This window comes from Moraxella bovoculi 237 (assembly GCF_000696305.2).
Classification (GTDB): Bacteria; Pseudomonadota; Gammaproteobacteria; order Pseudomonadales; family Moraxellaceae; genus Moraxella; species Moraxella bovoculi.
Map to the genome: position 1 here is coordinate 393058 of NZ_AOMT01000005.1, position 23200 is coordinate 416257.

Annotated in this window: 15 protein-coding genes and 1 pseudogene; 13 read left to right on the plus strand and 3 right to left on the minus strand. The window is 46.6% G+C overall.

The window, feature by feature from the left end:
• Positions 1-65: 65 nt before the first annotated feature.
• Together MBO_RS02200 and MBO_RS02205 are read left to right on the plus strand one after the other, a co-directional pair.
• Complete coding sequence (locus tag MBO_RS02200; protein ID WP_036362797.1) at positions 66-386, plus strand: helix-turn-helix domain-containing protein; 321 nt, start codon at positions 66-68, stop codon at positions 384-386.
• Positions 387-577: 191 nt separating this feature from the next.
• A pseudogene (locus tag MBO_RS02205) lies at positions 578-718 on the plus strand (IS3 family transposase); the annotation flags it as partial.
• An 86-nt stretch (positions 719-804) separates the two neighbouring features.
• Here MBO_RS02205 and fumC read toward each other — a convergent pair.
• The gene (gene fumC, locus MBO_RS02210; protein WP_036362800.1) at positions 805-2196 is read right to left on the minus strand and encodes a class II fumarate hydratase; all 1392 of its coding nucleotides are present in this window, start codon (positions 2194-2196) and stop codon (positions 805-807) included.
• Between the two features lie 132 nt (positions 2197-2328).
• Here fumC and MBO_RS02215 point away from each other — a divergent pair, with 132 nt between their 5' ends.
• The gene (locus MBO_RS02215; RefSeq protein ID WP_036362804.1) at positions 2329-2892 is read left to right on the plus strand and encodes a 5-formyltetrahydrofolate cyclo-ligase; all 564 of its coding nucleotides are present in this window, start codon (positions 2329-2331) and stop codon (positions 2890-2892) included.
• 4 nt (positions 2893-2896) lie between these two features.
• Here the strand turns inward: MBO_RS02215 and pdxA are convergent, their stop codons facing one another.
• Positions 2897-3964 (minus strand): 4-hydroxythreonine-4-phosphate dehydrogenase PdxA, encoded by a 1068-nt coding sequence (gene pdxA, locus MBO_RS02220; RefSeq protein ID WP_036362807.1) that lies wholly within the window; start codon positions 3962-3964, stop codon positions 2897-2899.
• 120 nt (positions 3965-4084) lie between these two features.
• Between pdxA and dnaB the strand changes: the two genes are divergently transcribed.
• From dnaB to MBO_RS02270, 10 genes are all read left to right on the plus strand, one after another.
• Positions 4085-5575 (plus strand): replicative DNA helicase, encoded by a 1491-nt coding sequence (gene dnaB / locus MBO_RS02225; RefSeq protein WP_080702147.1) that lies wholly within the window; start codon positions 4085-4087, stop codon positions 5573-5575.
• A 26-nt stretch (positions 5576-5601) separates the two neighbouring features.
• A complete protein-coding gene (gene alr, locus MBO_RS02230; protein WP_036362810.1) occupies positions 5602-6759 on the plus strand; it encodes an alanine racemase in 1158 nt (385 codons plus the stop codon).
• Positions 6760-6858: 99 nt separating this feature from the next.
• Entirely contained in the window at positions 6859-7779 is a 921-nt protein-coding gene (gene argF, locus MBO_RS02235; protein ID WP_036362813.1) for an ornithine carbamoyltransferase, read from the plus strand.
• 160 nt (positions 7780-7939) lie between these two features.
• Positions 7940-8653 carry an SIMPL domain-containing protein gene (locus MBO_RS02240; protein ID WP_036362816.1) on the plus strand — a complete coding sequence of 238 codons (714 nt, stop codon included), beginning with the start codon at positions 7940-7942 and terminating at the stop codon, positions 8651-8653.
• A 79-nt stretch (positions 8654-8732) separates the two neighbouring features.
• The gene (locus tag MBO_RS02245) at positions 8733-9800 is read left to right on the plus strand and encodes a L,D-transpeptidase family protein (protein WP_036362819.1); all 1068 of its coding nucleotides are present in this window, start codon (positions 8733-8735) and stop codon (positions 9798-9800) included.
• A 202-nt stretch (positions 9801-10002) separates the two neighbouring features.
• Positions 10003-13590: a bifunctional proline dehydrogenase/L-glutamate gamma-semialdehyde dehydrogenase PutA gene (gene putA / locus MBO_RS02250; RefSeq protein ID WP_036362821.1), complete on the plus strand. Its 3588-nt coding sequence runs from the start codon at positions 10003-10005 to the stop codon at positions 13588-13590.
• Positions 13591-13979: 389 nt separating this feature from the next.
• A complete protein-coding gene (nrdA, locus tag MBO_RS02255; protein ID WP_036362823.1) occupies positions 13980-16256 on the plus strand; it encodes a class 1a ribonucleoside-diphosphate reductase subunit alpha in 2277 nt (758 codons plus the stop codon).
• 122 nt (positions 16257-16378) lie between these two features.
• Complete coding sequence (locus tag MBO_RS02260; RefSeq protein ID WP_036362828.1) at positions 16379-16711, plus strand: YbaB/EbfC family nucleoid-associated protein; 333 nt, start codon at positions 16379-16381, stop codon at positions 16709-16711.
• A 1-nt stretch (position 16712) separates the two neighbouring features.
• Positions 16713-17306 carry a recombination mediator RecR gene (gene recR / locus MBO_RS02265; protein ID WP_036362831.1) on the plus strand — a complete coding sequence of 198 codons (594 nt, stop codon included), beginning with the start codon at positions 16713-16715 and terminating at the stop codon, positions 17304-17306.
• Between the two features lie 7 nt (positions 17307-17313).
• Positions 17314-18549 carry a ribonuclease D gene (locus tag MBO_RS02270; RefSeq protein ID WP_080702149.1) on the plus strand — a complete coding sequence of 412 codons (1236 nt, stop codon included), beginning with the start codon at positions 17314-17316 and terminating at the stop codon, positions 18547-18549.
• Between the two features lie 76 nt (positions 18550-18625).
• Here MBO_RS02270 and MBO_RS02275 read toward each other — a convergent pair whose 3' ends face one another.
• The gene (locus MBO_RS02275) at positions 18626-23017 is read right to left on the minus strand and encodes an NAD-glutamate dehydrogenase (protein WP_052585241.1); all 4392 of its coding nucleotides are present in this window, start codon (positions 23015-23017) and stop codon (positions 18626-18628) included.
• Positions 23018-23200: the final 183 nt, after the last annotated feature.

Genomic DNA, 23200 nt, shown 5'->3' on the forward strand with positions numbered 1-23200 from the left:
AAGCGTGTCAAAAATGAACCGCACCCCAAAGCTCGCCACTCACACTGACCTTTGGGGTGCTTTCTATGGCAAAATACACAACCGACTTTAAACTGTCTGTAATAGCATATTATCTAAACGGACACAGTTACAAGCAAACCGCTAAAAAGTTTAACCTATACACAGACAGCATTGTTGAACAATGGGTCAAACTCTATCAAAAACATGGCATTTATGGTATTCAAAGACGAATTACCAAAGCTGTCTATGACACAGACTTTAAACTTGACGCAATCAAACAAATTCAAAATGGCAAATCCCTAACTCAGCTTTCCACAGAGCTTAATCTACCACAACCTGCTTCACTGTCAAACTGGTTAAAGTCTTCAAGCCAAACCAGACAATGAAAAAGCGTTGATGACTTACTTACTGAACTTGCCTATCTTAGAGCAGAAAACGACTACCTAAAGCTAGATGACTTAATTCGTCAAAAGGAACAATTAAAGAACAAGTCCTGATTGTTCAAGAATTAAGGCATAAACACAAACTTAACAACCTACTGGCATCTTCAAACCTGCCAAGAAGTGTACCGGTACAAACCAACTTTACATCCATCAATGAACTCAAAACAACGATTGATGGGTACATTCATTATTACAATTATGATAGAATAAAGACCAAACTAAAAGGACTAAGTCCTGTCAGATACAGAAACTTAGTCCTTGGTCAAACCACTTAGCTTTATTAACCTAACCTTTAATCTTGTGTCTAAGATTTGGGGGTCGGTTCATCACTCGCCCTTATTTACATACCCTTGATTTTTGATTACTTCGGTGCAACCATGTCTTCTGGTCGTACCCATTCATCAAATTCTTGCTCGGTCAATAGCTCAAGCTCCACCGCCACTTGTTTCAAAGTTTTATTTTCTTTATAAGCGGTTTTGGCAACTTTTGCCGAATTTTCATAGCCGATTTTGCGATTTAAGGCAGTTACCAGCATGAGCGAATTGTGCAAAAAGTAGTCAATCTTTTCACGATTTGGTTCAATGCCTACCGCACAGTTATCGTTAAAGCTGTTGCAAGCGTCCGCAAGCAAGCGAATGGATTGCAAGAGATTAAAGCCGATGACAGGCATAAAGACGTTCAATTCAAAATTACCGCTCGCCCCTGCCATGTTTATCGTTACATCGTTGCCTATGACCTGAGCGACCACCATGGTCATGGCTTCTGACTGCGTGGGGTTTACTTTGCCTGGCATGATAGATGATCCTGGCTCATTCTCAGGAATGGTAATCTCGCCCAGACCACAACGAGGGCCGCTAGATAGCCAGCGGACGTCATTGGCGATTTTGTTTAGGCTACCTGCCAAAGTCTTTAATGCCCCGGAGGCAAACACTTCGGCATCACGGCTTGCTAGAGCTTCAAATTTATTAGGAGCAGTGACAAAGGGCAAACCTGTCAGCTCAGCGATTTTTTCGGCAGATTTGACGGCATAGTCAGGGTGGCTATTTAGCCCTGTACCCACGGCTGTTCCGCCAAGTGGCAACTGATACAAGCCTTGCAAAGCGTTGTCAATTCTCACGAGTGCCAAATCAAGCTGCGCCACATAACCGCTAAATTCTTGCCCCAAGGTGAGCGGTGTGGCATCTTGCAAATGGGTGCGTCCGATTTTGACGATGCCTGCAAAGTCGGCAGACTTTTTGGTAAGCGTATCACGCAACGCCTTGACGACAGGGATAAGTGAGCGGTTAATCTCCACCGCTGCCGCCACACGAATGGCGGTGGGGAAGCTGTCGTTGGTGGATTGGGCGTGGTTTACATGGTCGTTGGGGTGGACGGACTTATAAGTGCCTTTTGGATTGCCTGCAATCTCGTTGGCTCGGTTGGCGATGACTTCATTCATGTTCATATTAGACTGCGTGCCAGAGCCTGTTTGCCATACCACGAGCGGAAACTGGTCAGCAAGCCCGCCTGCAATCACTTCATCGGTGGCTTGTACAATTAAGTCTTTTTGGCTATTTTCAATACGTCCAAGCTCGGCATTGGTCAAAGCAGCAGCTTTTTTGACGGTTGCCATAGCGACAATGAGTGGGCGTGGCAGGGTCTCGCCCCCGATTTTAAAATTATCACGGCTACGCTGAGTTTGAGCTCCAAAATAGGCATTGGCAGGGACTTGCACTTCGCCCATGGTGTCTTTTTCAATGCGAAATTCGGTCATAAATTTTCCTTGTTTGGTGGATAAAAACTGCTAAAATGTTGATGTTACTATAACACCATCAAAAACAATTTTCAATCATAAATCATTCTCATTATTAAATGATAAAATTTATAATATCAATTGGAAAAACTCATGGATAACGCCTTATTAAGAAAAAAAATTCGCCGACAAAGAAGAGATCTTACCACCAAGCAACGCCAGTTTGCCGCCCTATCAGCAAGTTTATATTTGTCCAAACTATTACCTTATTTGCCCAAAAATGCCAAGATTGGGCTGTATTTGGACGATTTTGGCGAATTGCCCACCGCACCGATTTTGGCATTTTGCCAAAATCATGGTTTTACGCCGTTTTTACCGATTACCATTAAGAATAAGCCTTTACGCTTTGCCCCTGTGTTTTTGCCATTAGCCAAAACACCCCTAAAACGCCACAAACTTGGCATGAAAGAACCCTTTGCCAGATATGGCATAAGTGCAGATAACATGGACATGATTATTTGCCCGCTTGTGGCTGTAGATAAGTGTGGCAATCGACTTGGCATGGGAGGTGGATTTTATGACCGCACCTTTGCCCGCTTTCATGGCTTAAAAGTGGGTTGGTGCTATCATTTTCAAGTTGTTGAAAATTTAATGGTTAACGAGTGGGATAAGGGCGTAGATATGGTGATAACCGATAAAGGTGTCCTGCGATTTTGATGATTTAGCTGCACATTTGACGCGCAATGAGAATGGCCTGAATGAGACTGCTTGCGCTCGCCTTGCCTGTGCCAGCTAGATCCAGCGCCGTGCCGTGGTCAACGGACGTACGCACATAAGGCAAGCCCAGCGTAATATTAACCGTGTCGCCAAAACCGTGCGACTTTAAGGGAGCAAGTCCTTGGTCGTGATACATGGCGATGATGGCATCGGCTGATTGCAGATATTTATCAGTAAATAATGTATCAGCAGGCATGGCAAGACTAATGTCCACCCCATCATCAATGAATTCTTGTAGTACAGGGTTGATGGTCATCATCTCTTCATTGCCCAGATGGCCGCTCTCCCCCGCGTGTGGATTGAGTCCGCACACTAAGATCTTAGGGTGCTTAATGCCAAACTGCGTGCGCATGGCTTGCTCTGTAATCACGACGGTCTGACGAACTTCATCGCGTGTAACTGCATTCGCCACGTCCCTCAGGGGAATATGTGTGGTAACAAGCGCCACACGCATTTTGGCATTGGCAAGCATCATCACTACCTTATCACACCCTGCCTTATGCATAAAGTACTCGGTATGACCGCTGAACATCTCGCCGCTATCTAGGCGTACATCGGCATCGATGAGGACTGATTTTTGGATCGGGGCGGTAACGATCGCCCCGATGATGCCATCATTTGCCAAAAGATGAGCAATCCTCAACTGCTTCTCCACCATTGGGGCGTTATGAGTGCATAATTCGCCCGCATTTACTTTGTATTTGCATGATACATTAATAATAGATACATCTTGCTTTGTTGATGACGCCTGAGCCAAATCCAGCAAATCGCCACCATGTATAATGTCATCAAGCTCAATCACCCCAAAGCTTGGCGCATGGCTAATTTTACCCACTTCTTGGAGCATTGTGATACGCTCTTGCCATGCGTGTATGTCAGCCGTGATAAAAATCGGCTTTGGTAGCACATCACCATGATGACAAAGCACGTCGATCACGATATCCATGCCAATGCCGGCTGGCTCGCCAGTGGTGATAAGTAGCGGCTTTATGTGGGAGGTTTGGACATTCATGGATAACTTTTCCTTATTAAATATTCGCTTTTAATCATTAAATTTTACCGTTATTATACCGCTTTTATTTTGCTTTTATGCTAAAATTTGCACCCATCATTGTCACCATCTCGATTCATCATGACCGATTTACAAGACACCGCCAAAGCCGTGAATTCCGCCTTTGAGAATGCGATCAGCGCCTTCAAGAATAACAAAGATAAATTAGCGCCTGCCACATCAAGCGCTGGCGATGATCTGTTGAGCCTACAGCCACCGCACAACATTGAGATTGAGCGAGCTTTGCTTGCGTCATTGATGAGCATTGATGAGTCTTTTGAGAAAGTGGACAGCATCATCAGAGATGAGGATTTTTATGGGGAGCGTCATAAGCACATTTTTCGCGCCATCACACACTTATCTAGAGTGAATCAGCCTTATGACAGTCTGATGGTGCATGACTATCTAAACGCACAGAACCTGCTGAACGCTGCTGGCGGTGAAGAGTACCTGATGCAGATTAACCAAAGTCCTGCGACGCTGTTCAACCTTGTGCCTTATGCTGAGCGCGTGCGTGAGTTTTCGGTGTACCGCCAGCTGATCAAGGCGGCAAATAACATGCTAAATCTCGCCTACCATCCCAAAAAACAAACCGTCAGCGAGATTCTAGACACGGTTGAGGCGGATATTTTTCGCATTAATGAGAATTACACAAGCGGCGTGGGCAAACAAGGCGCGCAGAACATCGTTGACATTCTACAAAACGTCGTCGTACAACTCGATGAACTCAAAAAACGTGATGGCTCGATGATCGGTCTTGCCACGCCATTTGAAGAACTTAACAACAAAACTCAAGGTCTACAAAAAGGCGATATGGTCGTCGTGGCGGCTCGTCCATCGATGGGTAAGACAACTTTTGCGATGAATTTGGCAGAATCGGTACTCATGCAAGGCTTGCCTGTGGTGGTATTTTCTATGGAGATGCCTGCTGAATCTATTGTCACGCGTATGCTTTCGTCGCTTGGGCAGATCAATCAGACCAATCTGCGCTCAGGCAACATGAGCGAGCAAGAGTGGGCTCAGTTCTCAACCGCCGTCACCATGCTTCAAGACAAGCATCTATACGTCGATGCCCGTAACAACCTACCCCCCACCGAGGTGCGCTCTACTTGTCGACGCATCGCCAAGAACCATGAAGGCGGGCTTGGCATGGTCATTATCGACTACCTGCAGCTCATGAAAGTCCCCGGCATGGAGAACAACCGCGTGGGTGAGATCGGTGAAATCAGCCGAAGCCTAAAAGCCCTGGCTCGCGAGATGAACTGCCCTGTCGTCGCCCTATCTCAGCTTAACCGAAGCCTAGAGAATCGACCGAATAAACGTCCTGTCATGTCAGATCTGCGTGAATCAGGTGCGATCGAACAGGATGCCGACCTCATCATGTTCATCTATCGCGATGAAGTCTATAACAAAGACAAGGCGGATAATAAAGGATTTGCTGAGATCATCATCGGTAAACAGCGTAACGGACCGATTGGCACTGTTCCCTTACGATTTGAAGGTCAGTTCACTCGATTTACCAATTTCATCGCAGGCGGTTACATGCCTGAAGATTACGAAGGCGATGAATAATAAACCATTAATACGGATACTCCTTCATGCGAAACACCGCACTGACCATCGATCAAAGCGCGCTGGCTCATAACTTATCCACCATCAAAGACACACTAAATCCCAAAGCACCCGCCAAAGTCATGGCGATGGTCAAGGCGAATGCGTATGGACATGGCGTGTCATATGCACTGGCAGGCCTAAAACAGGCCGACGCGTTTGGCGTGGCATGCATGAGTGAGGCATTAGAAGTCAAAAAAACCTGCCAGACCATCGGCATCAATAAACCCATCGTACTCATCGAAGGGGCGTTTGGCACCGACGAATGGCTGACTGCCATCAATCAAGGGTTTGGCGCGGTGCTTCATAACAAATATCAGCTCGATGATGCCTTAGAACACACCCCTGATCCTGACAGCTTCACCAACACCATCTGGCTAAAATACAACACCGGCATGAACCGCCTTGGCTTTAATAGACAGGACACCATCGCTGCCGCCAAGCTACTACACGACAAAGGTTATAAGCTTATTCTAACCAGTCATTTTGCCTGCGCAGACGAAGATGATAGCCCCATCACAGCGCGGCAGATCAGTCGTTTTAATGATCTATTGGATGAACTGCGTGATACGGTAAGCCCTGACATTCTAGGGTCATTATGTAATTCAGCAGGTATATTTAAGCATGCAGATCAGCATCATGATTGGGTGCGTGCAGGTATTGCCTTATATGGCTCAAGCCCATTTTCTCATATCGATGCACGCACGCTTAATCTTAAGCCTGCAATGATATTTAGCACGCACATTATGGCAGTTCAGTACGTCGAGACAGACGAATCGGTCAGCTACGGCGCTCTATGGCGTGCGCCGAAGCCCAGCCGGATCGGCATCGTAAGCTGCGGCTATGGCGACGGCTATCCGCGCGTGGTTCAGCAGGCATTCGTTGGCGTCATGGTTAATGACATCATCATCCATGCACCCATCGTTGGGCGAGTCGCCATGGACATCATGATGGTAGATCTGACCGACACGAATGCCGACGTCGGGGCAAAAATCATCCTATGGGGTCAAGATGGCGCACCGTCTATTGATGAGATTGCCACCTGCGCAGGGACGATTGGTTATGAGCTCATGTGCCGCACCACCGCCCGCCCGATTCGTCAAGTGCTTACCGAGTCCTTGGTGGATAATCCTTTATCAGAATAAGGTTTTTTGTTGATAAGGCTAGTTATTTTAATATAGCTTTGTTATACTTGCTTTTTTACTATTTTTGCCAATGCGCCAAACACCCCACAAGGAGTTGATATGAGCAGCCCTCGCCACTTTCTTACCTTAATGGATCTAAGCCCTGAAGAGTTACGCATGGTCATCCATCGCGCCTCTGAACTCAAAAAAATGCAGCATAATGGCGAGATTTATCGTCCTTTTGTTGGTCGCACGCTTGCGATGATTTTTGAGAAATCAAGCACCAGAACGCGCGTGTCTTTTGAGACAGGCATGGGTCAATTTGGTGGTCAGGCACTGTTCTTATCTTTGAATGACACTCAGTTGGGACGCGGTGAACCGATCGAGGACTCGGCGCGCGTCATCAGCAGTATGGTGGACATCGTCATGATTCGCACCTTTGCACATGAGCGCGTGCAGACTTTTGCCGACTACTCTAGCGTGCCCGTGATTAACGCTCTGACCGACGATTATCATCCTTGTCAGTTATTGGCAGACATGCAGACATTCTTTGAGCATCGAGGCGACATCAAGGACAAAACTGTCGTGTGGGTTGGCGATGGTAACAACATGTGCGCCTCTTATATGATCGCTGCGCATCAGTTCGGCTTTAAGCTTCGTGTTAGCGCACCGGACGGTTATAAGCCAAAACAAGAGCTTCTTGATAAATACGCACATTGCGTGACTTTGGTCGATGACCCTCTTGAAGCCGCCAAAGGCGCTCACCTTATCGTTACCGATGCGTGGGCGAGCATGGGTCAAGAAGAAGAACAAAAACAACGCGAAAAAGACTTTGCTGATTATCAAGTCAACAAAGCCATCCTAGACGCTGCTGATGCAGATATGCTGTTCATGCACTGCCTGCCTGCGCACCGCGGTGAAGAGATCAGCGAAGATTTGCTTGATGATCCTCGTGCTGTGGTGTGGGATGAGGCGGAGAACCGTCTGCACGCCCAAAAGGCACTGATGGAATTCTTACTAAAAGACAAAATCAAGCTTTAATCCATTCATGAAGACGCACCGCCTTGGTGCGTTTTTTTATTACAATTTTATAAAATAAGCCACAAACAGTACTCACAAATCTGCTTTATTTTTACCCAAAATTACCAAATATCCGAACGCTAACTCTTATAATAAATCATTTTTAGCAATGGGGATTATTATGATCAAACCGTCAAAAATCATCAACTTACTTGGCATCAGCGCACTTGCAATGAGTGCCTTAGGTGTTGCCCACGCCCAGAGTGGCGACAATTATAATCGCATCAGTTTTAGTGTTGAAGCGAAGACACAAGTTGACAATGACGAGATGCGTGCTACTTTAACCAAAACCACCGAAGCAAAGACCGCCAAAGAAATCGCCAAGACTTTAAACGATACCATCAATAATGCCCTTGCCATCGCCAAAAAATACCCCGATGTCATCGCCACGACAGGCCGCCACAGCACCTATCCGCGCTATGGCTCGAATGACAATATTAGCGGCTTTACAGGCAATGCATCCATCCAAATTAAAAGCCAGAACTTCGAGCAATCAAGTCAGCTCATCGCCGATCTACAGACCATGATGGCGCTAGATCATTTGTCTTTTAATGTGTCTGACAAGAGCCAAGACAACCTAAAAAAACAGCTGACCTTGGATGCCGCCAAGCAATTTCAACAAGAAGCAGCAACCATCGCCCAGGTCTTTGGCGCCAAAGACTACAAAATCGTGAATGTACAGCTGGGCGATAACGATAACTACTATTCTCATGCAATACCAACTGCCATGTCGATGGCTCGAAATGAAAGCACAGACATCGAGAACTTAAACCTAGAAAGCGGAAAAGCAACACTTAGCTACAATGCCAGTGGCACAATCGAGCTGATTCGTTAAACGCACATATTTAGCAAAACTTTTAAGCCAACCAAAACTGTGCTATGATAGGCAGGTTTAATCGTATTGGAAGATTATTATGCTACTTAAAAAAACATTTCTAGCAGCCACCCTACTGACCCTAAGTTTGGGGGCGCACGCCCAAGATCTTACCGATGGCGACATCGTTGATGGTGAGGTGGTACAGTCAGCTACTGTAGATAATTCAGCCATCCAAAGCATCGAGCAAGACGGCAAACGTTACACCACCGTCAACCTATCAGACTATGCCAAGCAAGTTAACGAATCAACGTGGTCGCCGAACATGAAGGTGAATACTGCAATGACTGTTAAGATGCAGGTATTGCTTGATTGGAACCACGCATCTCCTGGCCCAGTCGATGGTGGCTGGGGCATGAACAGTAAAAAAGCACTGGTTAACTTCCAAAAAATGCGCAATCTAGAGCCTACCGGCAGGATGGATGAAGCGACTTGGGTAGAGATGACCAAGAAAATCGATCCAAATCAGCCTGTATTGGTGTCATACACCATCACCAAAGAAGACACCAAAGGTCTATATAAGGCACTACCAAGTGATGCCGAATCACGCTCTAAGCTTAAAGCTCTTGGTTATGAGAGCATCCAAGAGATGCTCGGCGAGCGTTTTCATATGGACGTTGCTTACCTAAAGAAACTTAATCCAAATAAAAAATTCGTTGCAGGCGAGACCATTACCGTCATCAATCCAGGCAAACCTTTTGAAGGTCGCGTCACCCGCGTGGTCGCTGATCGTAATGATAAAATCCTATACGCCTATGATGGCGATACCCTAGTCGCCACCTATCCGACCACCATCGGCAGCGCTGCAACCGCCACCCCAAGTGGTAAATTTAAAGTCATTAACAAGGTTAAGATGCCGCACTACAAGGCAACAGTAAACCGCGAGAGCGAAACCAACAAAAAAACCTTCATCCTACCACCAGGTCCTAATAGCCCTGTTGGTGTCGTATGGATGGGTTTAAACAAACCAAGCTACGGCATCCACGGTTCACCAAAACCAGAAGGCATCAGCCGTCAATCGTCACTTGGCTGCATTCGCCTGACCAACTGGGATGTGCTAGAATTACACGCCAACATCCAAAATGGCGCAAGCGTCGAAATCCGCTAATTACGCCCTCCATCCAAAAAGCCAAAAGCATGTACTTTTGGCTTTTTTGCATTTGTCAAAATTTTATATTGATAATTTTTATCAATATAATGGTATAATAATCAGTCATAAGCTGCCTTTACATAATAATTATTCAGACCAATAATTATTTTAAAATATCCTAATAAAGCGCTTATTTTTACCACTTTATGAAGGAAAACCCATGTTTAACTTTGCGCATGTTCAAACTCCGTTGCGTGATGCGATCACGTCTGCCTATCGTCTAGATGAACCCACTGCGGTTCAAAACTTGGCGAACACGCTTAATTTTACCCAAGAACAAAAAAATGAAATCACCGATCTGGCGCGTCGCCTAATCACGCAGGTAAGAGCTGACCGCAGTAAGTCATCAGGCGTTGATGCGTTGATGCACGAGTTTTCTTTATCTAGCGAGGAAGGCATTGCGCTCATGTGTCTGGCCGAAGCCCTGCTTCGCATTCCTGATAACGCCACGCGCGACAAACTTATCCGTGATAAATTATCTGATGGTGACTGGAAAAGTCACGTCGGCAACAGTCCATCGATGTTCGTAAATGCTGCGGCTTGGGGTCTTGTTCTGACCGGCAAACTAACCTCAGATGTCAGCGAAAAATCCCTAGGTTCGGCACTGACCCGCGTAATCCAAAAAGGCGGCGAACCATTCATCCGTGGTAGTGTTAATTACGCCATGAAGATGCTGGGCAAACAATTCGTCACAGGTCAAACCATCCAAGAAGCTCTAGATAATGGCAAAGAGCGCGAGAAATTAGGCTATCGTTTCAGCTTTGACATGCTAGGCGAAGCAGCCATGACCGAGGCAGATGCTGACCGTTACTATAATGACTATGTGACCGCCATCCACGCCATTGGCAAAGATGCCCAAGGTCGCGGCGTGTATAATGGCAATGGCATCTCGGTTAAGCTATCTGCCATTCATCCACGCTACTTCCGCGCTCAACACGACCGCGTGATGAACGAGCTGCTGCCACGCCTAAAAGCCCTATTCGTTCTGGCCAAAGAATATAACATCGGTCTAAACATTGATGCTGAAGAAGCCAACCGCTTAGAACTGTCGCTTGATCTGATGGAAAAACTGGTGTCAGACCCAGATCTGGCAGGCTTTAATGGCATCGGCTTTGTCGTACAAGCATATCAAAAACGCTGCCCTTATGTGATTGATTACCTGATTGATCTGGCGCGTCGTAACAACCAAAAACTAATGATTCGTCTGGTTAAAGGCGCATACTGGGACAGCGAAATCAAATGGGCACAAGTCGATGGCATGGATGGCTATCCTGTCTATACGCGTAAGGTTCACACCGACGTGTCTTATCTTGCATGTGCACAGAAGCTACTTGCCGCTCAAGACGCCATTTTCCCACAATTCGCCACACACAACGCCCAAAGCCTTGCCACCATTTACAAGATGGGCGAAGGTAAAGACTTTGAATTTCAATGCTTGCACGGCATGGGTGAGACCCTATACGACCAAGTTGTCGGCGAAAAGAACCTAGGTCGTCGCGTGCGCATTTATGCACCAGTTGGTACACATAAGACTTTGCTTGCCTACCTAGTGCGTCGCCTACTAGAAAATGGTGCCAACTCATCATTCGTTAACCGTATCGTTGATGAGAAAGTAAGTATCGATGAGCTGACTGTGTCGCCACTAGATGAGATCGATGTTAATAACATTACTACCAACCCACTGACGCCTAAGCCACGCCACATCTACGGCGAGCGACTTAATTCTTATGGCATTGATTTGTCTAATGAGCATGTATTATCCGCACTTCAAGCTGACATGAATGCTGCGCTTAACATTGACTTTGGCAGTGTTAAGTCTCTAACCAGCATTCCTGTGCTACACAACCCAACGCACGCCGTTCTAAACCCGGCTGATCACAGCGATATTGTCGGTCATGTATCATTCATTAAGGTTGATGCGATCTCTGATGTGATTGGTGCCGCCATCAGCGCCCAAAGCTCATGGCAAAGCACTTCACCAAAAGCGCGCGCTGATATCTTGCGACGCTTTGCCGATACGCTAGAATCACCCAAGCACATGGCACTGCTGATGATGATCGCTGTACGCGAGGCTGGTAAAACCTTATCGAACGCCATCGCAGAAGTTCGTGAAGCGGTTGATTTTTGTCGTTATTATGCCGATGAGACCGATCGTCTAAACCTAAACAGTCCAGTTGGTACTGTTGTTGCGATCAGCCCATGGAACTTCCCGCTTGCCATCTTTGTGGGTGAAGTGGTTTCAGCACTGGCCGCGGGTAACACCGTCGTTGCCAAGCCCGCCGAACAAACAAGCATCATCGCCCATCTGGCAGTGACGTGGCTACATGAAGCTGGCGTACCAAAGGACGCGCTTCAACTTGTTCTGGGCGCAGGTGACGTGGGCGCGGCATTGACAAATGACCCACGCATTGATGGTGTGATCTTTACAGGTTCGACCGATGTCGCCAAACGCATCAACACCATCCTAGCTGCACGTACTGACAATCCTGTATTGATCGCTGAGACAGGTGGTATGAACGCGATGATTGTGGACTCTACCGCACTGCCTGAGCAGGTATGTACTGACGTACTGGCCTCTGCCTTTGACTCAGCTGGTCAGCGCTGCTCTGCCCTGCGTATTCTATGCATCCAAGAAGACATCGCTGATCACATGATCGAGATGATCAAAGGCGCTATGGATGAGCTTGTGGTGAATAATCCAGCTTATCTAGCAACGGATGTCGGTCCTGTGATTGATGCAGAAGCCCAAGAGAACCTGCTTAACCACATCAATACTCTTAAGCAAACGGCACCTTATCATGAGGTGAAAGTACGCTCACACGCCCAAGGCACCTTCGTCGCGCCAGTAATGTTCGAACTTAAGAACCTAGCGCAGCTCAAAAAAGAAGTATTCGGCCCTGTGCTGCACATTGTTCGATTCCATGCGCATGAGCTTAATGACTTGATCGATAACATCAACAAAAAAGGCTTTGCGCTGACGCACGGCATCCACAGCCGCATCGATGGCACGATTGATAATATCACCAGCCGTATCGAGGCAGGTAACGTATACATCAACCGCAACATCGTTGGCGCGGTGGTTGGTGTGCAGCCATTTGGCGGTCATGGCATGAGTGGCACAGGCCCTAAAGCTGGCGGTCCATTCTACTTACAGCGCCTAAGCAAGCTTGACACTTGGCACGCGCCAGAGGTTGATTTCCCTGCGCGCGTGGATGAGATGGCACTTAATCAAGTGCTTAGCACTGCAAAAGCCCTAAGCCTATCAGTAGCCGAACTTCACTCATTGGAAGCCATCGCTGATCAAGCACGAAAAAATTCGCTTAACGAGGCATATACCGTGCTTCCAGGACCAACAGGCGAACGCAATACCTTATCATGGCGTGCACCGCATTCTGTGGCACTATATGGCGGTACAGTAGCTGCATCCGTAAAAGCATTGGCGGTATTAGCAGCTAACGGCATCACAGCACACATCTTGCCAAATCATATCTTAGCCGCCAGCGTTGATCTTTTCGGGGATAGCCTGGTGGTGAGTGAGCAGGCTGGCTTAGATGCGCATAACATCATCATCGCCTTAGAATCGATGCCAAGTGATGAACAAGTACGCTTAGCCGCCCTAGATGGTTCGATTCGCCGCATTATCGATGCCACTCACGGCTTAGACGTTACTCGTCTATATCATGAAATCAGTCAAAGCTACAACACCACGGCTGCTGGTGGTAACGCAAGTCTGATGGCAAGCGCGTAATCTGATTGTTAATATAGACCATAAAATACGCATCCTTTTGGGTGCGTATTTTTTTATAAATTACCCAGCAATCAAAAGATAAACCATTAAATTTGACAAAATTTATCACAAAAAATTTTAAAAACCGCTTGACAAACCTGCACCCCTTGCCAGATTTAGCTTTCGCAAATTTTCCAAAATAGATTCATAAAATCACAAAAAAAACAAGCTAGCATTTTAAAAATTTTTAGGCTATATTGTGCTACATCAAATAGAATACACCTAGATATAGTGATTAAATTTTATGCGATGGGTTGATTAAGTTGATAAAAATCATATCATCAAGCCATTGAAGAACACCATATCTGAAGATTTTTAACGATTTTTTGACGAAATACGCAGGATACATCATGGTACATATTGACAAAATCCAAGTCACCAAACGCGATGGCAGATCAGAACCAATTGACCTAGAAAAAATCCATAAAGTCATCACTTGGGCGGCTAAAGACCTAAAAGATGTATCCGTATCCCAAGTGGAATTAAAGTCACACATCCAGTTTTATGATGGCATTCGCACCAAGGACATTCATGAGACCATTATTAAAGCTGCCGCCGACTTAATCTCTGCATCGACACCAGATTATCAATATTTAGCAGCGCGCCTTGCCATCTTCCATCTGCGTAAAATCGCTTATGGCGATTACGAGCCACCACACCTATACGACCACGTCTCTAAATTGACCGAAGCAGGCAAGTATGACAAGCACATCTTGGCTGACTACACTTATGAAGAATTCGATGAGCTAAATAACTACATCGATCACGAACGCGACATGAATCTTGCTTATGCTGCTGTTGAGCAGATGATGGGCAAATACCTGGTTCAAGACCGCGTCACCAAGCAAGTCTATGAAAGCCCGCAGTTCCTATATGTACTGGTTGGTATGTGTTTGTTTGCTGCTTATGACAAGGCGGAGCGTTTGGATTATGTGAAGCGTTTTTATGATGCGACGTCTAACTTTTATATCTCTTTGCCAACGCCCATCATGTCGGGCGTGCGCACACCAACACGTCAGTTCAGCTCGTGCGTACTGATTGAGTGCGGTGACAACCTAGACAGCATCAACGCCACCACTTCTGCCATCGTGCGCTATGTCTCACAGCGTGCAGGCATTGGCATTAACGCAGGCGCAATACGCGCCCTAGGTTCGCCAATTCGTGGCGGTGAAGCGCAGCACACAGGCTGTATTCCATTCTTCAAAATGTTCCAGGCTGCGGTTAAATCCTGCTCACAAGGTGGTGTTCGTGGTGGTGCAGCGACTCTATTTTATCCAATGTGGCATCTAGAAGTTGAAAGCCTACTCGTCCTAAAAAACAACCGTGGCGTTGAAGACAACCGCGTGCGCCACATGGATTACGGCGTTCAAATCAACAAAACCCTATATGCACGCCTGATCCAAAACAAAGAAATCACTCTGTTCAGTCCATCAGATGTACCAGGACTGTATGAGGCATTCTTCGCTGACCAAGCAGAATTTGAGCGCCTATACACGCAGTACGAGAACGATGAAAGCATCCGCAAACGCAAGATTCCTGCCAGAGAGCTATTTAGTCTCATGCTTCAAGAGCGTGCGAGCACAGGTCGTATCTATGTACAGAACGTCGATCACTGCAATACACACAGCCCATTCAACCCTGCAGTCGCACCGATACGCCAGTCAAACTTATGTATGGAAATCGCCCTACCGACCAAGCCTCTAGATAACATCAACGATGAGAATGGCGAGATTGCTCTGTGCACATTATCTGCGATTAACTTAGGCAAAATCAACGACCTGTCTGAGATCGAAGAACCCGCCGAACTTATCGTGCGTGCGCTTGATGCCTTGTTAGACTACCAAGACTACCCTGTCATCGCCGCCAAAAAAGGCAGCATGAATCGCCGTACGCTTGGCGTTGGTGTGATCAACTACGCTTATTATCTTGCCAAGAATGGTACGCGCTACTCAGACAACGCAGCGCTTGGCTTGACTCATCGCACCTTTGAGGCGTTGCAATATTATCTATTAAAAGCCTCTAACAAGCTTGCACAAGAGCAAGGTGCTTGCCCATGGTTTGATCAGACGACTTACAGTCAAGGCATTCTACCAATCGACACCTATAAGTCAGACCTAGATGGCATCTGCAACGAGCCACTACACCTTGATTGGGAAGGTCTTCGCGCTGACATCAAGGCACATGGACTGCGCAACTCCACACTGTCTGCGCTTATGCCATCTGAGACCAGCTCTCAGATTGCCAACGCAACCAACGGCATCGAGCCGCCTCGAGGTCTTGTTTCTATCAAGCAATCAAAAGATGGCATCTTAAAGCAAGTTGTGCCTGACATCGAATCACTGGCTGACCAGTATGAATTGCTATGGCAAATGCCTGACAACAACGGCTATCTACGCCTTGTCGGCATCATGCAAAAATTCATCGACCAAAGTATCTCTGCCAACACCAACTATGATCCTTCTAAGTTTGAAGGCAATAAAGTGCCGATGAAAGTGCTGATCCAAGACCTACTGACCGCTTATAAATTTGGTGTAAAAACCCTATACTATCACAACACGCGTGACGGCGCAGATGACAGCCAAAGCGACATCGATGATGGCTGTGCAGGCGGTGCATGTAAATTGTAATTTCACTGTATTTATCATTAAAATCCAAGTAAGACCATGGTTCTGCTTGGATTTTTTTTGTCAAAATATGCTATAATTAGTCAAATTTTTGTCCTTTTAATCATTAAAAATTAGGAATAATCATGAACATTCAAGCCCTAATGCAACAAGCTCAAGCCATGCAAAAGCAAGTTGAAAAAAATGTCGAAGCTGCCAAAGCAAGCCTTGCCACCAAAGAAGTGCATAGTGAGTCAGGCAATGGTCTGGTTAAAGTCACCATGACAGGTCGCCATGTGGTAAAACGCATCAGCATCGACCCTAGCCTAATGGATGATGAGCCTGACATGATTGAAGATTTGGTTGCAGCGGCAATCAATGATGCCGTTCGCCAAGCTGATGAGCTGTCTGAGGAAGTCATGGCGGGCGCGACCACGGGTATGGGTCTACCAAAAGGCATGCAAGGTCTGTTCGGCTAATATGCTCACCCCAAAGTTTGATCAATTGGTAAAAGAGCTGCAAGTACTACCTGGCGTCGGTCAAAAATCAGCACAGCGCATGGCTTTGCAGCTACTTTCCAAAAAACGTCTACAAGGCATCAATCTCGCTGCAGCGCTTGATATTGCCATGCGTGACATCATAGAATGCCGACACTGCCATTCTTTTAGCGATGATGAAATTTGCCCCATCTGTGCCGATCCACGTCGGGATGACACCCTTCTATGCGTGGTTGAGAGCGCTTCAGACGTGATGGCGATTGAACAAAGCGGTGCCTATCGCGGTAAGTATTTTGTGCTAGGTGGGCATTTATCACCCATTGATGGCATCGGCGCGGATGATCTGCACATTGACGAACTGATTTTTCGCCTCAAGAACGAAACCATCGAAGAGCTGATACTGGCTACAGGCGCGACCGTTGAAGGTCAGACCACAGCATTTTTTATTACAGATGCAGCGCGCCCTCATGTCAAAAAAATCACCCGTCTTGCCCAAGGCATTCCTATGGGCGGCGAATTGGAATATGTCGATAGCCTAACTCTCCACCAAGCCCTCCAAAATCGCGCTTTTATTTGATACACTTATGACAACCACCCTTACTGATGATGAACGTTTTGGCTTCTTTCGCGCCAATGACGTTGATTTTGATGCCTTAGATGACCTGCCTACCGTGTGGGTGCGCACCGAAGATGAGCTGTATGAGCTTATCGATGAGATTGATTCTGTTGATGTCGTCGCACTTGATACCGAATTCATCAAGCGCACCACCTACTATCCAATCTTAGCCCTCGCTCAGGTCAATACTGGACGAGCCATTTACTTAGTGGATGCGCCGCGCCTAGATTTAACAGAATTTTGGCAGGCTCTGATCGAAGTGCCGACGATGGTGTGGTATGCCTGTGGTGAGGACTTGGGGATTTTTTATTTACTTGCCAAGAATGCCCCTTTGACGAATATTTTTGATGTACAAATCGGCGTGGCGTACCTGACAGGCAAGCTTCAAGCAGGCTACAGCCAGGCAGTTTCTGAGATCCTAGGCATTGAATTGGATAAAGGCGAAAGCCAATCGGATTGGCTGGTACGCCCATTAAGCCCCACCCAAGAGATGTATGCGGCGAATGACGTGCGTTATTTGTTGGCACTTTATCAAGCGGTGCAAAATAAATTAGCACAAAATCAAGTGCTCGACTATGTCATAGAAGACAGCAATCTATACGCCAAAGAGCTGCATCATACCACCAATATCAGCGATGAGGTGCTATACCTTGATTTTACTGCACCCGAATACAATCGCCTACAGATCGGCGCGCTAAAACAACTCGTGATGTGGCGAGAAGCCCTAGCACGAGCCACAAATGAGCCGCGCACTTTTATCATTAATAAGCAGGCCATGCGTGAGATCATAGAGACGCTGCCTGATAGCATCAAATTATTAGCCAGAACCACCATCAATCGTGGCTCACTACGCAAATACGGCGATGAAATCATACGCATCATACGCATGGTAAAAGCACAATCAGTTGACAGCTTACCACCATTGCCACCACCTGTTTATAAGAGCAAAGAAAAAACTTTCAAAAAAGCCCTAGATAAAGCAGCCCATGATCACAGTCATGCCATCAATGTGCCTGAAAACCTACTGCTTCGCGGTCGTTGGATTCATGAACTGCTGTTAATGACCGCTTATGATCACTCCATTGATCAGCTACCTGATGGCTTAAAAGGTTATCGCCGAGCTTGGGTGGTGGATGTACTTTTGCCATTATTGAATGAGTATAAATCCCAAATCATAGCAGGATTGGAAGCGTCCAAACCATAAACAATTTAAATTGTATTAATTAAGAAATCAGGATGTCTGCACATCCTGATTTTTACTTATTACAGAGTTAGGCTGCCTACTTAATGGCTGCTATCTGCGCAGGTAGTCTGGCAAATAGTGCAGCAGACGCCGCCGGCACACCTTGACCTTCAAGCTTAGATTGATAAGATTCATCCACGCCATCAGCCACATCTAGATGCTGACCCACTAATGTCGCCACATCAAGGTCGTCATTAGCATTAAGTAGTGAGATAATGGCAAATTGAAGGCTGCGACGAATCTGAATCTCGATATCAAGCTGTAGCTCGGCTGAGATTCGATTATCCAGAGCTTCGATCTCATTCCAAAGCATCTGCACCCCAAAGACATCGCGAACCACCGCATAAGCGCGTGTAATATCTGCGATACAACGATCAGTCTTACGATAAATATCGAACACCGTCTCAATGCCAAGTCTATTTACCAAGCCGTTGGTTAGGTAGGTGCTGATGATTTCTCGATGCAGGCGATGTTTTACCATCTCATCAAAATACGGCCCATCCAGTGCATCTGGGAAGTATTTTTTGAGTTCATTTAAGAAATAAGCATCATTCGCTAAGTCGCTATCAAGCATCTCATCATATACCCACATCTTGCCATAGGCCAACAGAATGGCAAACTCTGGATTGGTCAGCCCTTGAGTTAAAGCTTGGCGCTCTTTGATAACTTCATCACTTGGCAGGTATTCGATGGCGCGATCTAGTCGACCTGCATTCTCAAGGAACTGCATGAATTGATGGTGTTCTGGCAGTCGGGTCGTGGCTTCACGAGCGGATAACTCGATCGCTTGTGGCTGTAGGTAGTTCTGGCGAAGCACCAATTGAGCCACTTCATCGGTCATGCTCTCAAGCAGAGTATTACGCTGTTTGATGGTCATCTCATCTTGTTCAACGACCGCGCCCAGCAGAATCTTGATATTCACTTCATGGTCAGAGCAGTTCACACCCGCTGAGTTATCGATGGCATCGGTATAGATGCGACCACCGTTTTGAGCGTATTCGATGCGACCCTTTTGGGTGCAGCCTAAGTTACCGCCTTCGCCGACAACCTTGGCGCGCACCTCATTACCATTGACACGAATCGCGTCATTGGCACGATCACCCACATCGCTGTGCTCTTCGTCAGATGACTTAATGTAGGTGCCAATACCACCGTTCCAAATCAGATCTAAAGGCGCCTTTAATAGCTTATTAAGTAGCTCATTTGGGGTTAGGCTATCTTCTGCGATATCAAAAGCAGCCTTCATCTGTGGCGTGATGCTGATGGATTTATCTGTGCGGTTAAACACGCCACCACCTTCACTGATGAGCTTAGTATCATAATCTGTCCACATAGAGCGCGGCATGTTGAATAGGCGCTCCCGCTCGGTAAATGAAACCTTGGCGTCTGGATTAGGATCGATAAAGATGTGCAGATGGTTAAAGGCGGCCAGTAGGCGCGTGTTTTTCGACAGCAGCATTCCATTGCCAAATACGTCGCCTGACATATCACCAATACCCACCGCGGTGAACTCATCGTGAGTCTGAATGTCTTTACCCATCAGGCGGAAATGACGCTTTACGCTCTCCCATGCGCCACGAGCAGTGATGCCCATGCCTTTATGGTCATAACCTGCCGAACCACCAGAAGCGAAGGCATCTTGTAGCCAAAAGCCATATTCGGCCGACAGCCCGTTGGCGATGTCAGAAAACGTCGCCGTGCCTTTATCAGCTGCGACCACCAGATAAGGGTCATCCTCGTCATGGCGCACGGTATTGCTTGGCGGTAAGACTTTACCATCGACCAAATTATCTGTCAGGTCGAGCAGTCCGCGGATGAACGTCTTATAGCACGCCACACCTTCAGCTTGCCACGTCTCGCGATTGGCCGCCTTGCTGCGATCTTTACACACAAAGCCGCCTTTTGACCCGACAGGTACGATGACGGCATTTTTGACCATTTGCGCTTTTACCAATCCTAACACTTCGGTACGATAGTCTTCCATACGATCAGACCATCTTAGACCACCACGCGCCACTTTACCGCCGCGCAGATGTACGCCCTCGATGCGCGGAGAATATACATAAATCTCAAACATCGGCTTGGGCTTAGGTAGGTGTGGAATTTGACTTGCGGCAAATTTAAAGGAAACTCGGTCTTTGCGATTACCCCCTTCATCTACTTGATAATGACTGGTGCGTAGCAACGCCTGAATCAAATCTAAGAACCAGCGAATGATGCGATCCTCATCAAGACTGCTTACATTGGCCAGCTGAGCATCGATGGCATCTTTGGCGCTTTGAACTGCGCTGTCACGATTATCCACATCGGGTGACATCTTGGCGTGGAACAGCGTCACAATTAGGCTTGCAAGTTGTGGGTTATTCACCAAGGTAGCATGGATATATTCATTAGAAAACGGAGCTCGTGCCTGCACGATGTAGCGCGATAATGCGCGTAACAGCACCACGTCATAGGCATCTAGGTTGGTGGTTAGGACTAACTCGTTCAGCTTATCTGATTCAATCTTACCCTGCCAAATCTCGCGCAAACTATCCTCAAACTGGGTGCGCACCGCATTTAGATCCACAGTAATGCCATCGCGCAGTTTTAGCTGATATTCTTGAATCCAAGCGCCATGCGTGTTATCAAATTTGAACGAATCTGCGTTCAAGACCAGCACGCCAAAATTCTCCAAGATAGGCAAAACATGCGACAGGATAGACGGTTCGCCTTGACCATAAAGTTTCAAAGTTAGCTTGTCCGCACTTTCGCCAACGGGCTGATACAGTCGCCAAGCCATCGGTTCTTGGCTATTGATGGCCAGCAGGCGTTTGGTGTCTGCCACAGCCGTATTGGCATCATAGCGCTCCTTATAGGCAGCAGGCACAGAGTCGCCATAATTACTGATGATGCGATTCGCCTCACTCTCGCCCAGCTCCTCACTTAATGCGCGCGCATACTCGTCAGACCAGTCTTGCATGAGTGCACCAAGCTTGTCTTCTAGCAGCGCGGTATCGACAGGCTTTACCTTACCAGGAATGGTACGCACATGAATGTGTACGCGCGCGTGATGTAGCTCGTTAAATTCTGTTGTGAAGTTGGATGATTCACCGCCAAAGGCTTGGGTTAGTAAGTTTTGAATCTTAATACGAAGCTCGGTGTCGAACTTATGACGCGGGATATATACCAAGCACGACACGAAGCGTTGATAATGGTCAATTCGCGTGAACAGGCGTAGGCGATTCTTATCCTGAAGCTGACTGATCGCACTTACCATCGGGTACAGCTCATCGATACCCGCTTGGAATAAATCATCGCGCGGTAGTGTATTGATGATATGAGCCAGCTTAAGGTAGTTATGGCTGTTCTTAGCAAAGCCTGACAGCTCAAGGATTTGATTGGCTTTCTCACGAAGTAGTGGAATATTACTCACTCGCATCTGATACGCGCGCGATGTCAAAAGACCAACAAATCGATATTCACCGACCAGCTTACCCTGCTCATCGTATTTATGAATACCCAAAAAATCCATATACACAGGACGATGTACAGGTGATTCATGGCGTGATTTTGATAATAAAATCGCACGTGGCAGACTTAGCATTCCCTTTAATTCGCGTGGCAAGCGATGAAAGCTCTTAGACAGCGAATCTTCTGATAAGCCTCTTAGCACGCCCAATCCACTGCCGCCGACTGAGTACAACTCAGCATCCTCGCCAAGTCCATCGAAGCGGTATTCGCGAAAACCCATAAAGATAAAGTTCTCATCACCTACCCACTCCAAGAAGTCTAGTACCTCTTCTTTTGAATTGTATTCGGTAGGTACAGGTACGCCCGCCATCTCTTGGCGGATGCTGTTTAGTTTATCGCGCATCTGCGACCAGTCAGTGACGATGACATCCAATGTATTGATCTTAGCAAGCAGCGCATCATGAATCTCAGCAAGCTTTGCCACATCTTGACGAGCGATTTGGCAGTGGAATAACGAATATTGCTGTGAAATATTGGCATCACTCTCATCAGCACCGATCACATCGACGATATCGCCTGAAGTATCGCGAACCACTTTGACGATATTGGTATAAATACGATGCACCGCCACGCCTTTTTTCTCAAGGCTCATGAGCATGGTATCAGTCAAGAATGGACGGTCAAACGCCGCCATCTGAATCACGCTTTTTTTATTTGAAAAATAATGCTCATCACTCACAGGATTGATGACTGCCAGTCTTGGGCTTTGACCGTTATGATTTTTTAATAGGCTAAAATGATGCAACGCCATGCCCGCAAGATCAGCATCGCTAATGCTCTTAGCGACATCGTGATGCAGATATTGATAATAAATGTGGATAAACTTCGTCAGCAATGCCTCACTCTCACTACTCTTAGCGGTGGCTATTCGAGCAATGGCATCAATGCGTGATTGGTCAATCGTTAGGTTGTTCATATATTTTCCATGATTGTTTGAATGATAATTTTAAAAACTAAAACGCTACACCACAACAAAAGTACGGTCGTACGCTTTATAAATTACATTAACGCCCATTGAAAAGCAAATGGGAAATTATTGTTTTAATATTAATAAATATGATAAATATGGCTTTTTTATGCATTTGTACTAATAAATAAT